This is a genomic window from Tepidimonas sp. HKU77, from assembly GCF_049728535.1.
Taxonomy (GTDB): Bacteria; Pseudomonadota; Gammaproteobacteria; order Burkholderiales; family Burkholderiaceae_C; genus Tepidimonas.
On record NZ_CP187300.1, the window covers coordinates 2,258,824 to 2,271,572 of the forward strand.

Annotated in this window: 10 protein-coding genes; 7 read left to right on the forward strand and 3 right to left on the reverse strand. The window is 68.7% G+C overall.

Translation table 11 applies throughout. The annotated features are described in order from the left end of the window. Positions 1-113: 113 nt before the first annotated feature. From ACPP3B_RS10910 to dut, 3 genes are read left to right on the forward strand one after another with little or no spacing between them, the layout of a single operon-like run. Positions 114-731, forward strand: a complete 618-nt coding sequence (locus ACPP3B_RS10910) for a TRAP transporter small permease subunit (RefSeq protein WP_424858990.1) — start codon at positions 114-116, stop codon at positions 729-731. Positions 732-745: 14 nt separating this feature from the next. Then, positions 746-2,539: a TRAP transporter large permease gene (locus ACPP3B_RS10915; protein WP_424858991.1), complete on the forward strand. Its 1,794-nt coding sequence runs from the start codon at positions 746-748 to the stop codon at positions 2,537-2,539. Between the two features lie 48 nt (positions 2,540-2,587). After that, complete coding sequence (gene dut / locus ACPP3B_RS10920) at positions 2,588-3,037, forward strand: dUTP diphosphatase (protein ID WP_424858992.1); 450 nt, start codon at positions 2,588-2,590, stop codon at positions 3,035-3,037. Positions 3,038-3,102: 65 nt separating this feature from the next. Here the strand turns inward: dut and ACPP3B_RS10925 are convergent, their stop codons facing one another. Then, on the reverse strand, positions 3,103-3,600 hold the full coding sequence (locus ACPP3B_RS10925) for an FKBP-type peptidyl-prolyl cis-trans isomerase (protein WP_424858993.1): 498 nt from the start codon (positions 3,598-3,600) through the stop codon (positions 3,103-3,105). Between the two features lie 14 nt (positions 3,601-3,614). Between ACPP3B_RS10925 and ACPP3B_RS10930 the strand changes: the two genes are divergently transcribed. Together ACPP3B_RS10930 and ACPP3B_RS10935 are read left to right on the forward strand one after the other, a co-directional pair. After that, positions 3,615-4,811 carry a JmjC domain-containing protein gene (locus ACPP3B_RS10930; protein WP_424858994.1) on the forward strand — a complete coding sequence of 399 codons (1,197 nt, stop codon included), beginning with the start codon at positions 3,615-3,617 and terminating at the stop codon, positions 4,809-4,811. A gap of 190 nt (positions 4,812-5,001) precedes the next feature. Further along, positions 5,002-5,220: a hypothetical protein gene (locus tag ACPP3B_RS10935; protein WP_043701810.1), complete on the forward strand. Its 219-nt coding sequence runs from the start codon at positions 5,002-5,004 to the stop codon at positions 5,218-5,220. 133 nt (positions 5,221-5,353) lie between these two features. On the opposite strand, the gene ACPP3B_RS10940 is transcribed toward ACPP3B_RS10935, so the two are convergent. Then, positions 5,354-6,241: a LysR family transcriptional regulator gene (locus ACPP3B_RS10940; RefSeq protein WP_043701812.1), complete on the reverse strand. Its 888-nt coding sequence runs from the start codon at positions 6,239-6,241 to the stop codon at positions 5,354-5,356. Between the two features lie 103 nt (positions 6,242-6,344). Between ACPP3B_RS10940 and ACPP3B_RS10945 the strand changes: the two genes are divergently transcribed. Then, positions 6,345-7,349 carry a TerC family protein gene (locus ACPP3B_RS10945; protein ID WP_043701815.1) on the forward strand — a complete coding sequence of 335 codons (1,005 nt, stop codon included), beginning with the start codon at positions 6,345-6,347 and terminating at the stop codon, positions 7,347-7,349. A 19-nt stretch (positions 7,350-7,368) separates the two neighbouring features. On the opposite strand, the gene argA is transcribed toward ACPP3B_RS10945, so the two are convergent. Further along, positions 7,369-8,718, reverse strand: coding sequence for an amino-acid N-acetyltransferase (gene argA / locus ACPP3B_RS10950; protein ID WP_424858995.1), 1,350 nt, complete (start codon positions 8,716-8,718; stop codon positions 7,369-7,371). Between the two features lie 70 nt (positions 8,719-8,788). Here argA and hrpA point away from each other — a divergent pair, with 70 nt between their 5' ends. Further along, positions 8,789-12,748 carry an ATP-dependent RNA helicase HrpA gene (gene hrpA / locus ACPP3B_RS10955; RefSeq protein WP_424858996.1) on the forward strand — a complete coding sequence of 1,320 codons (3,960 nt, stop codon included), beginning with the start codon at positions 8,789-8,791 and terminating at the stop codon, positions 12,746-12,748. Position 12,749 lies beyond the last annotated feature (1 nt).

Genomic DNA, 12,749 nt, shown 5'->3' on the forward strand with positions numbered 1-12,749 from the left:
GGGTTTTTGTTGGTGTGTGTGGCCGGGCGGCACCGGCACGCCCTGCGGGCCGTGCCGGTTGGTCGGTATACTACCTGGCTTTCTCGTTCGGGACCCTGAACCAGGGGATAGGAATGCAAGCGCTGCTCACCTTCTCTCGGCTGATCGATGCCATCAGCGACCGCATCGGCAAGCTCGGCATGTGGCTGATCCTGGCGACCACGCTGATCAGCGCCGGTAATGCTGTTATGCGCAAAGCGTTCGACATGAGTTCGAACGCCTTCCTCGAGATCCAGTGGTACCTGTTCTCAGCCGTGTTCCTGCTCGGCGGCGGCTATGCCTTCCTGCGCAACGCCCACGTGCGCATCGACTTCGTGTCCAGCAAGTTCTCCGACCGCACCCGCAACTGGGTCGACATCGTCGGCATCCTCGTCTTCATTCTGCCGCTGTGCTACATGATGGTGGTGCTGGGCTGGCCGCTGTTCGAGCGCGCCTGGCAGTCCGGCGAGATGTCGTCCAACGCCGGGGGGCTGGTTCGCTGGCCGGTCTATCTGCTCATTCCGGTGGGCTTCGTCATCCTGTTTCTGCAGAGCGTGAGCGAGTTGATCAAGCGCATCGCCTTCCTCACTGGGCACGGCCCCGACGTGCTGGCGCATACGGGCCCGAGCGAGGCGCAGCAGCTCGCCAAGGACATCGCCGAAGCCGAGAAGCGCCATGAAGAAGAGGTCGCCGCGGCGGCCCGCCAACACTGAGCGACGAGACGACCATGGTCGAATTCCTCACCAACAACTTCGTCCCGGTGATGTTCGCCGGGCTGCTGGTCTTTCTGCTGAGCGGCTTCCCCGTGGCCTTCGGGCTGGCGGCGACAGGGCTGTTCTTCGGCTTCATCGGCATGGAGATCGGCCTGTTTGCGGACACGCTGTTTCAGGCGCTGCCGCTGCGCGTGTTCGGCATCATGCAAAACGACACGCTGCTGGCCATCCCGTTCTTCACGCTCATGGGCATCATCCTGGAGCGCAGCGGCATGGCCGAGGATCTGCTGGAGACCGTCGGCCAGGTGTTTGGCCCGGTGCGCGGCGGGCTGGCGGTGGCCGTGGTGCTGGTCGGTGCCCTGCTGGCAGCCACCACCGGCGTCGTGGCCGCGGCCGTCATCTCGATGGGCTTGATCTCCCTGCCCATCATGCTGCGCTACGGCTACAACCGCACCATCGCCACCGGCACCATCACCGCCTCGGGCACGCTGGCGCAGGCCATTCCGCCGTCGCTGGTGCTGATCGTGTTGGCCGACCAACTGGGCCGCTCGGTCGGGGACATGTATGCCGGCGCGCTGATCCCGGGCCTGCTGCTGGTCGGGTTGTATCTGGTGTTCATCGCCGGTGTGGCCATCGTGCGGCCGTCGTGGGTGCCGCCGCTGCCCCCTGAGGCGCGGGTGTACAACGAGCCCAACGGTGCCAGCGGCCACCGGTCGCTGTTTGCGCTGTTGCTGGTGGCCTCCGCGGCCGGCTATCTGTGGTGGCAGAACCACGAGGCGCTGATCAATCCCCTCACCGGGCGCGAGGGCCCTGCGCCGGGGGATGAGCTGGTGATCTTTTCGGTCGCCGTCGCTTCCTTCGTGGCGCTGCTGTTGGCCATGGTCAACCATGTCGCGCGGCTGGGCCTGTTGTCGCGACTGGCCGAGCGCGTGACCTTCGTCCTGATCCCGCCGCTGATTCTGATCTTCCTGGTGCTCGGGACCATCTTCCTGGGCATCGCCACGCCGACCGAAGGGGGCGCGATGGGGGCCGTGGGCGCGCTGATCATGGCGGCCGCGCGCCGCCGCCTGACCCTGTCGCTGCTGCTGCAGGCGATGGAGAACTCGACCAAGCTGACCATCTTCGTGATGTTCATCCTGATCGGCTCCACGGTCTTCAGCTTCACGTTCAACGCGGCGGACGGCCACATCTGGGTCGAGCACCTGTTCGACAAGCTGCCCGGCGGCGCCCTGGGGTTCCTGATCGTCGTGAACCTGCTCGTGTTCATCCTGGGCATGTTCATCGACTTCTTCGAGATCGCGTTCATCGTGATCCCGCTGCTGGCGCCGGTGGCCGAGAAGATGGGCATCGATCTGATCTGGTTCGGCGTCATCATCGCGATGAACCTGCAGACGTCGTTTCTGACGCCGCCGTTCGGCTTTGCGCTGTTCTACCTGCGCAGCGTGGCCGCACGCGAGGACTATACCGACCGCGTGACCAAGCAGCGCATCCCGGCGGTGACAACGGCGCAGATCTACAAGGGCTCGATCGCCTTCATCATCCTGCAGCTCATCATGGTTGCGGTCATCATGGCCTTCCCAAGCCTGGTGATCGACAACCTGGGAGCCAAGGCCCAGGTCGACGACGCGGCGGTGCTGGAGAGGCTCAACCAGCTCGGCGGCGACGGCAGTGCGCCCTGGGGGGATGAGCAGGAGGGCGGTGCCACCGAACCCGAGGGCTCGGAAGGGGAGTCGTCCGCTCCGGCCGACGAGGAGGGGCTGGACCCGGTCAAGGCGCTGGAAGAGGCGGCGAAGAAGGCCCAGCAGTGAACGGGCCGGGGCGGTCCCGCCCGGGTCCGCCCCGGCCACGCCGTGACCATGCACGTCGACCTGAAGATCCTCGACGACCGGCTGCGCGAGCTGCAGCCGGCCTACGCCACGCCCGGCAGCGCCGGGATCGATCTGCGGGCCTGCCTGTCCGCGCCGCTCACCCTGGCCCCGAACGCCTGGGAGCTGGTGCCGACGGGGCTGGCCATCCACCTGGCCGATCCCGGCTACGCGGCGCTGATCCTGCCGCGCTCGGGCCTCGGCCACAAGCACGGGCTGGTCCTGGGCAATCTGGTCGGGCTGATCGACAGCGACTACCAGGGGCAGTTGATGGTCAGTGCCTGGAACCGCAGTCCCGTGCCGTTCACGATCGCCCCGCTGGAGCGCATCGCGCAGCTCGTCATCGTGCCCGTCGTGCAGGCGCAGTTCCGCGTGGTCGAGACGTTCGCCGAGGCGACGGCGCGCGGCGAGGGCGGCTACGGCTCCACCGGGCGCGGCTGACGCCGGCCCATGTGGCCATACCCGGGCCGCGGGCGCGCCGATGCCCGCGGCCTTCCTGCGGCGGATCAGTCGCCGAGTCGCACCTGGAAGAACCCCGTGCCGGCGCTGCCGCGTCCGATCTCGTCGACCGTGGGTTTGCGCACCTCATGCACCTGCAGGCTCAGCCGCAGCGCCATGCCCGCCAGCGGGTGGTTCGCGTCCAGCACCACGTGCTCGGGGTAGATCTCGCTGACGAAGTAGAGCCGGTCGCGCGGGGCGTCGGGCGTGCAGCCGGGGGGCAGTCCCTTGAAGGCCATGCCCACCTCCAGCGCGGCCGGAAAAGCCGAGCGCGGCTCCAGGTAGATCAACTGGTCGTCGAAGTCGCCGAAGGCGTCCTTCGGCTCCAGGTGCAGTTCCACCCGGTCGCCCGGACCTCGGCCCACCAGGGCCCGCTCGATGCTGGCCAACAGGTCGCGGCCGCCAACCAGGAACTCGACCGGTTCGTCCGAGGCGTCGAGCACGTCGCCCAGGGTGTCCTTCAGGGTCCAGCTCAGGCTGGCCACGCAGGGGGGTGCGATTTTCATTGGACAATTGTCCCATGACACGCGCCGTCCGTTCCCCTGCATCACCCACCGCGCCCGTGGCGGCGCTCGATGAACCGCTGGCCCTGCTCGGTGGTCTCTCGGCCGAGCGTTTCATGCGGCGCCATTGGCAGCGGCGTCCGCTGCTGATCCGCCAGGCCGTTGCGGGTTTCCGTCCGCTGCTGTCGCGTGCCGAACTGTTCGGTCTGGCGGCGCGCGAGGATGTCGAATCCCGCGTGATCGAGCAGCACCCCGGGGCGGATGACGCGTCGCAGACCTGGCGGCTGCGGCACGGCCCCTTCGATCCCCGGGCGCGGCGGGGAGCGCACGCGCTGCCGCCGCTGCGCCGGCCCGGCTGGACGCTGCTGGTGCAGGGCGTCGACCTGCACCACGACGGTGTGCATGCGCTGATGCAGCGGTTTCGTTTCGTGCCCGACGTCCGGCTGGATGACGTGATGATTTCGTGGGCCAGCGATGGCGGGGGCGTCGGTCCGCATTACGACAGCTATGACGTGTTCCTGCTGCAGGCCAACGGCCGGCGGCGCTGGCGCATCGGCCGCCAGCGCGACCTGAGCCTGCGCCCCGACCTGCCCTGCAAGATCCTGCAGCGGTTCGAGCCGGAGCAGGAGTGGGTGCTGGAGCCGGGCGACATGCTCTACCTGCCGCCGCGCTGGGCGCACGACGGCGTGGCCGAGGGCGACGACTGCATGACGTACTCGATCGGCTTTCGCGTTCCGCAGCGGGGCGGGCTGGCCGCCGAGCTGGCGCAGCGCCTGGCCGATGATCACGAGGACGAGGCGCTGTACCGTGATCCGCAGCAGCCGGCGACGGCCGAGCCGGCCCGCATCCCGGCCGGGCTGCATGCCTTTGCCCGGGAGGGGCTGCAACGCCTGTTGGCCGACGACCGGGCACTCGCCTGCGCCCTGGGCGAGGTGCTGACCGAGCCCAAGCCCCGGGTCTGGTTCGAGCCCACCGACGCGCCCTGGATCCCCGGGGCGGTGGTGCTGGACCGGCGCACGCGCATGGCGTATGACGACCACCACGTGTTCATCAACGGCGAAGCCCTGATCGCGCGGGGGCGGGACGCCCGGCTGATGCGGCGGCTGGCGGATACGCGCCGGCTGGAGGCCGAGGACGTGCGGCGTGCCAGTGACGATGTCCGCGACGTGCTGGCGCAATGGTTTGCCGCGGGCTGGTTGCACGCCGCTCGCTGAGCGCGGGGCGGACAAGTTCGGTAGCAAACGTTACGATTGCTTACAAGGGAAAACCGTAGGTTGATCCTATAATGAACTTGTTTGGTGCTCGGCACGCCGCCGATGCACACGGACCACAAGTCGCCCCGTGCCGGCGGGGCGACGGATGTGCAACACGGACCCCGGTTTCCCGTTTCGGAATCGACCCAACATGAACAAGACCGCTCTGATCGCCGCTCTGATCGCCGCTGCCGGCCTGGCCGCCTGCGGCAAGAAGGAAGAAGCCCCGGCGCCCGCGCCCGCTCCCGCCGCCGCGCCGGCCCCCGCCGACGCCGCGCAGCAGCCGGCCCAGCAGCCTGCGCAACAGCCCGCCGGCGACCAGGCCCAGCAGCCTGCCGGCGAGCAAAAGCCGCAAGAGCAAAAGCAGTGATGACATCGCCCACCGGGCCTCGGGCCGGTGGGTGGGCATCACGCGCCGGGGTGGCCCCCGGCGGCGCTCAACCGCCCTTCGGGGCGGTTTTGGTTTGACCGCCCTTCGGGGCGGTCTTCGTTTTGGGGCGTGCTCACGGTGCCAGAGCGCTCCCCTGGAGCAGTCGGCGCACCAAGGGGTGCTGCCGCGTGCGCCGGCTCACGATGGCGTGAATGTCTTCCCGCACGCCGTCACAAGCGCCGAGCGGCGCGAGACCCGGGAGCGGCCCCGTGCCGTCCAGACCCAACCGGCTGGCCGGGAACACCCCCAGGCCGCGTGCCGCGAACACCGCCATGAGGGCGCTGTCCTCGAACTCCCCGGCCACGCGCGGGCGCAGGCCGTGATCGTCCAGCCACCGGTCCAGCAAGGGACGCAGCGGCGAGTGGGGCGTCGGCAACAGGACGGGCAGGGTCTGCAGCACCCGAGGAAAGTGCCGCCGGGCATCGGCCGTGACCAGGGTCGCCGGCCCGTACCAGTCGACCGGCGAACTGGCGATGCGCTCGCTGTCGACCGGGAAGGTGGGCAGCGGCGTGGCGGGCTGGCCGGCCAGCACGAGGTCGAGGTGGTGCAGCGCCAGCTCGGCCAACAGGGCTTCGGGCTCCCCCTCGTGGCAGACCAGGTGCAGATCGGGTGTGCCGAGCAGCGGGCGGAGCAAGGCGTGCGCGGCCAGCTTGGACAGCCCGTCGGACAGGCCGACGGCCAGCCGCAGCACGGGTCGGCCGGCGGCCTCGCGGACCGCCTGCGGCAGGGCGTTGCCGATGCGGAAGATGTCGTCCGCCCGCGCAAAGGCGACGCGGCCGGCGTCGGTCAGCGCGACGGTGCGTCCGGCCGGGCGCAGCAGCTGGTGGCCCAGGGCGCGTTCGAGTTCGCGCACCTGGGCGCTGACCGTCTGCACCGCCATGTCCAGGCGCTCGGCCGCGCGGGCAAAGCCGCCTTCGCGCGCGACCATCCAAAAGTAGTACAGGTGGCGGTAGTTGAGCATCTGACGTTTCGGTTTTTTCGAACCGATTATCCGTATCGTCGGTATTTTTTTCGGACGTCGGTGTCGGCATAATCGAGGCTTTTCAGGAATATCCGACCACCGTATGGACGCTTTGCTTGCTTTTGGGGCCGCCGATTTCATGGGCAAACCCGCCTGGATCTGGGTGGTTTTCATCGCCATCGTGATCGCCCTGCTGGTCTTCGACCTGGGCGTGCTGCACCGCGAGCAGCGCGAGATCGGCGTGCGCGAGAGCCTGCTGCTGTCGGCCGGCTACATCACCGCCGGCCTGCTGTTCGGCACCTGGGTGTGGTGGTACCTGGGGGCTGAGAGCGGCATGGCCTACTTCACCGGCTTCCTGATCGAGAAGTCGCTGTCCATGGACAACGTCTTCGTGATCGCGCTGATCTTTGGCTTTCTGGGCATTCCGCGCCCGTACCAGCACCGGGTGCTGTTCTGGGGTATTTTGGGCGTGATCGTTCTGCGTGCGCTGATGATCGGTCTGGGCGCGGCGCTGGTCAAGGAGTTCAGCGGGATCCTGTACGTGTTCGGCGCCTTCCTGGTCATCACGGGGGTGAAGATGTGGTTCGCTGCCGACGAGGAGCCGGACATCGCCCGCAACCCGCTGCTGAGGTTCCTGCGCAAGCGCATGCGCGTGACCGACGGGCTGCGCGGCAACGCCTTCCTGGTGCGCGAGCCGCATCCCGTGACGGGCCAACCCGTGCTGTGGGCGACGCCGCTGCTGCTCGCCCTGGTGCTGGTCGAGGCCGCCGACCTGGTCTTCGCGGTGGACTCGGTGCCCGCGATCTTCGCGATCACCGCCGACCCGTTCATCGTCTACACCAGCAACATCTTCGCGATCCTGGGGCTGCGCGCGCTGTACTTCGCGCTGGCGGCGATGATCCACCGCTTCTACTACCTGAAATTCGCTCTCGCGCTGGTGCTGGTGTTCATCGGCTCCAAGATCTTCCTTGTGGGCATCATCGGCAAGATCCCGGCCGTGATCTCGCTGTCGGTGACCTTCGGCCTGATCGCGGGCGGCGTGCTGTACTCGCTGTGGAAGACGCGCCAGGACGAGGCCGCCCGCGGTGGCCCGCACCGCGTGATGTGACGCCGGCGCGCGGGCCGGCTCAGCCCAGGCGCTTGACCAGCACCTGGCTGCGCCGGTCCCAGTTGTATTTGCGCTTGCGCGCCTCGGGCAGCCAGTCGGGCGGCACCGGCTGGAAGCCGCGCTTGAGGAACCAGTGCATGGTCCGGGTGGTCAGCACGAAGATGCTCTCCAGCCCCATCAGGCGCGCGCGTTGCTCGATGCGCTTGAGCAGCTTTTCGCCGTCACCCTGGCCCTGCGCCTGTGGCGAGACGGTCAGTGCCGCCATTTCGCCGGTGCGGGCCTCGGGGTAGGGGTACAGCGCCGCGCAGCCAAAGATGACGCCGTCGTGCTCGATGATGGTGTAGTTGGCGATGTCGCGTTCGATTTCGGTGCGGCTGCGCTTGACGAGGGTACCGTCTTTCTCGAACGGCTCGATGAGCTGCAGGATCCCACCGACGTCGTCTGGGGTGGCCTCGCGCAGGCTCTCGAGCTTTTCGTCCACCACCATGGTGCCGATACCGTCGTGCACGTACACCTCCAGCAGCAGCGAGCCATCGACCGCAAACGGGATGATGTGGCTGCGCTCGACGCCACCCTTGCAGGCGCACACGCAGTATTGCAGGTAAAAGCCCGGGTCGGTTGGCACGGTCGGCACCGGGGCTTCGGCGAGGATGCGTTCGGCATCGGCCAGCGGCAGTTCGGTGTCGATGGGGTTGTCATCGCCGGGTGGGTCGAACGGCCGCACGCGGATGCCAGGCACCTCGGTCACGAAGATCAGCTTGTCGGCCTGCAACGCCACGGCCACACTCGTGGCCACCTCTTCCATGTTGAGGTTGAACGCCTCGCCCGTGGGCGAAAAGCCAAACGGCGACAGCAGCACCAGGGCACCCATGTCGAGCGCGCGCACGATTCCCGCGGTGTCGACCTTGCGCACCAGCCCGGAGTGCTGGAAGTCGATGCCATCGACGATGCCCACCGGTCGCGCGGTGATGAAGTTGCCCGAAATCACGCGCACCGTGGCCCCAGCCATGGGGGTGTTGGGCAACCCCATGCTGAAGGCGGCTTCGATTTCGAAGCGCAGCTGCCCGGCGGCCTCTTGGGCACAGTCCAGCGCCACCGAATCGGTGATGCGCATGCCGTTGTGGAAGCGGGCAGCGTGCCCCTTGGCGCGCAACTGCTCGTCCACCTGCGGGCGAAAGCCGTGCACCAGCACCACGCGCACGCCCATGCTCTGAATGAGCGCCAAGTCCTGTACCAAATTGGGCAGCTTGCCGGCGGCGATCGCTTCGCCAGGTACCCCGACCACGAAGGTCTGGTGGCGAAATTTGTGGATATAGGGCGCCACCGAGCGGAACCAGGGCACGAAGGTGAAGTGAAAGACGTTGGACATCGGTCGGGCGGTTGGGGTAGAGCGTGCGCAGGCGTGCGGGTGCGTGCAGGATCGGGATAATCGCGCGGTCATGCCACAGAACGAAGTGTGCCATCAGCCGGCCCGAGCGCCGGTGATCGAGTTTCCCGATACGTTGCCGGTATCGGCGCGCCGCGCCGACATCGAGGCCGCGTTGCGCGAGCATCCGGTGGTCGTGGTCAGCGGCGAGACGGGGTCGGGCAAGACCACCCAACTGCCCAAGATCGCGCTGGCCATGGGCCGTGGCGGCGGCCTGGACTGGCAGTCCGGCACAGGGCGGCGCCGGCCGCTGATCGGCCACACCCAGCCCCGGCGGCTGGCCGCCACGTCGGTGGCGGCACGCATCGCGGAGGAGACCCGCACCACGCTGGGTGAGCTGGTGGGCTACCAGATTCGCTTTCACGACCGTGTGCAGCCCAGTGCCGCCATCAAGCTGATGACGGACGGTATTTTGCTCGCCGAGACCCAGCGCGATCCGCTGCTGCGCGCCTACGACACCCTGATCATCGACGAGGCGCACGAGCGCAGCCTCAACATCGACTTTTTGCTCGGGTACGTCAAGCAGCTGCTGCCACGCCGCCCGGACCTCAAGGTCATCATCACCTCGGCCACCATCGACGCCGAACGTTTCGCGCAGCACTTCGCGTCCGCGCGCGGGCCCGCGCCCATCATCCACGTCAGCGGCCGCACCTATCCGGTCGAGATCCGATGGCGCCCGTTCGAAGACAGCCGCGACTATGGGCTGAACGAGGCCATCGCGGATGCCGTGGACGAACTCTGGCGCGGCGGTGCGCACGCGGGCGACATCCTGGTCTTTTTGCCGGGTGAGCGCGAGATACGAGACGCGGCCGACTATTTGCGCCGCCACCTGTCGCACCAGCCCGCGCTGCGCGACACCGAGGTGTTGCCTCTGTACGCCCGGCTGAGCGCCGCCGAGCAAAACCGGATTTTTCACCCCAGTGGCCGACGGCGCGTCGTGCTGGCCACCAACGTGGCGGAGACATCGCTGACGGTACCGGGCATTCGGTATGTGATCGACTCGGGGTTGGCCCGCGTCAAGCGCTACAGCCTGCGCAGCAAGGTCGAGCAGTTGCTCATCGAGCCCATCAGCCAGGCCGCGGCCAACCAGCGCGCCGGCCGCTGCGGCCGCGTGGCCGAGGGCATTTGCATCCGCCTATACGACGAAGCCGACTTTGCCGCGCGGCCGCGCTACACCGATCCGGAGATTCTGCGCTCATCGCTGGCAGGGGTGATCTTGCGCATGAAGGCGCTGGGTCTGGGCGATGTGGAGGCGTTTCCGTTTCTGGAGGCGCCGTCGCGGCGCGCGATCGCGGACGGCTACCAGTTGCTGCAGGAGCTGGGGGCGCTGGACGAGGCGCTGGCGCTGACCCCGCTCGGATGCGAGCTGGCGCGCCTGCCGCTGGACCCGCGCGTGGGGCGCATGATTCTGGCTGCGCGCGACCGTGGCGCGCTGGCCGAGGTGCTGGTGATTGCCAGCGCGCTGAGCGTGCAGGACGTGCGCGAGCGTCCGCTGGAGGCGCAGGCCAAGGCCGACCAGGCGCATGCGGCGTTCGACGACGAACGCAGCGAGTTCGTCGGTATCCTCAAGCTGTGGGACTGGCTGGAGAAAGCTCGCGGCGGTGTGCACGCGCCGGGTGAGCCGCCGACCCACCGGCTGTCCAACCGCCAGTACGAGGCGCTGCTGCGCGAGCGCTTCGTCCACCTGCGCCGGCTGCGCGAGTGGCGTGACATCCACCAGCAACTGCACACCGTGGCCGCCGAGCATGGCTGGAAGCCCAACACCCAGCCCGCGACTTATGAGCAAATCCACCTGAGCCTGCTGGCCGGGCTGCTGGGCAACGTGGGTTGCAAGCACGAGACCGAGGACGTGTACCTGGGGGCGCGCGGCATCAAATTCGTGCCGCACCCGGGCGTGCGGCTAAAAAAACGCCCCGGGCGCTGGGTGCTGTGCGCCGAGCTGGTCGAGACCACGCGCCTGTTCGGGCGCGGCATTGCCACCATCGAGCCGCAGTGGCTGGAGGAGGTGGGCGCGCACCTGATTCGGCGCCAGGTGGGCGATCCGCACTGGGAAAAGCGCAGCGCCGAGGTCGTCGCCAGCGAGCGCGGCACACTCTACGGGCTGACGGTATACAGCCAGCGGCGGGTGTCGTTTGCCCGTATCGACCCCGTGCGCGCGCGCGAGGTCTTCATCCGCGAAGCGCTGGTGGCGGGCCTGACCGAGGATACCTGGGACACACGGTTGCCCTTTTGGTCGCACAACCGGCGCGTGCTGCGCGAGGTGCAGCAGCTCGAGCACAAAGCGCGGCGGCAGGACGTGCTGGTGGACGAGGAGCTGATTTACGCCTTCTACGACCGTCAGATTCCGGCCGACGTGTGTAGCGGGCGGGCGCTGGAGCGCTGGTGGCGTGAAGCGGCGCGTGCGCAGCCGCAGCTGCTGATGCTCAGCCGCGAGGCGCTGATGCGGCACGAGGCGGCGGGAGTGACCTCGCAGGCGTTTCCGCCCGTGCTGCGGCTGGGCGGCGTAGACTGCCGCGTGCACTACCTGCACGAGCCTGGCCACGAGCGCGACGGCGTCACGGTGGATGTGCCGCTGTTCGCGCTCAATCAGGTGTCGGCCGAGCGGGCGGAGTGGCTGGTGCCCGGGATGCTGCGCGAGAAGGTGCTGGCGCTGCTCAAGAGCCTGCCGCAAAAGCCGCGCGCGCGGCTGGTGCCGCTGCCCGAGACCGCGCAGGCGCTGGCCCAAGCCCTGTCAGCACCCGACGTTTGGGCCCGCGGCAGCCTGTTGGATGCCTTGCTGGCCCGTGTGCGCGAGCGCACGGGCTTGCCCGTGCAGCGCACGGATTTCAAGCTCGAGACGTTGCCCCCCCACTTGCTGCTCAACATCCGCGTGCTCGACGAGCACGGGCGCCAGTTGGCCATGGGCCGCGATCTGGCGGCGCTCAAAGCCCAGTGGGGGGCGCAGGCGCGCGGTGCCTTTGCGGCGCTGGCGGCGCTGCGGCTGGGCGAAGGCCCCGCCGAGCAGGCGGCAGCGGGGCGTGAACCCGACGCGCCGAGTGCTGCGACGGCGACGGCGGCGGTCACGGCCAGCGGCAGCGGTCCGTCCCCGCAAGAGGCCGCGCCGACCGGGTGGGATGCCAGCACCCGCTACACGCAGTGGGCGTTTGGCACCTGGCCCGAGTTGATGGAAATCCGGCAGGGCAAGCAAACGCTGATCGGCTACCCCGCCTTGGTGGACGCGGGCGACGCGGTGACGCTGACCGTGGTGGACGAGCCCGAAGTGGCGCAAGCGCAGCACCGGCAGGGGTTGCGGCGTCTGTTTGCGCTGCAGTTGCGCGACACCCTCAAGGGGCTCGAGCGCAGCCTACCCGAGTTGCCGCGCATGGCGGTGTTGTACATGCCGCTGGGCACGCAAGAGGAGCTGCGCGCGCAGATCGTCGATGTGGCGCTGGAGCGGGCGTTTCTATCGCCGCCGTGGCCCAGTGACGAGGCGATATTCGCCCAGCGGCTGCAGGAGGGCCGCAGCCGCTTCGTGCTGATCGCGCAGGAGGTGGCGCGGCTGGCCGCGCAGGTGCTCACCGAATGGGCAGCGGCGCAGCGCAAGTTGCGCGACGCCAAGCCGCCGGCCGCCACCGCAGCTGACGAGCAAGCGCACCTGCAACGTCTGGTGGGCAAGCGCTTTTTGCTCGAGACGCCCTGGGAGCAGTTGGTGCACCTGCCGCGCTACCTGAAAGCGGTGCAGATGCGGTTGGACAAGTGCCGCGCCGACCCGGCGCGCGATGCGGCCCGCATGAGCGAATTGCACCCGCACGAGCAGCGCTTCTGGCGCCTGGTGGCCGAGCGCAAGGGCCGAATCGAGGGCCGGCTGGCCGAGCTGCGCTGGATGTTGGAGGAGTGGCGCGTCAGCCTGTTTGCCCAAGAGCTGCGCACACCGTACCCGGTGAGCGCCAAGCGGCTGGACAAGGTGTGGGCACAGATCGGCACCAACCCGTAGC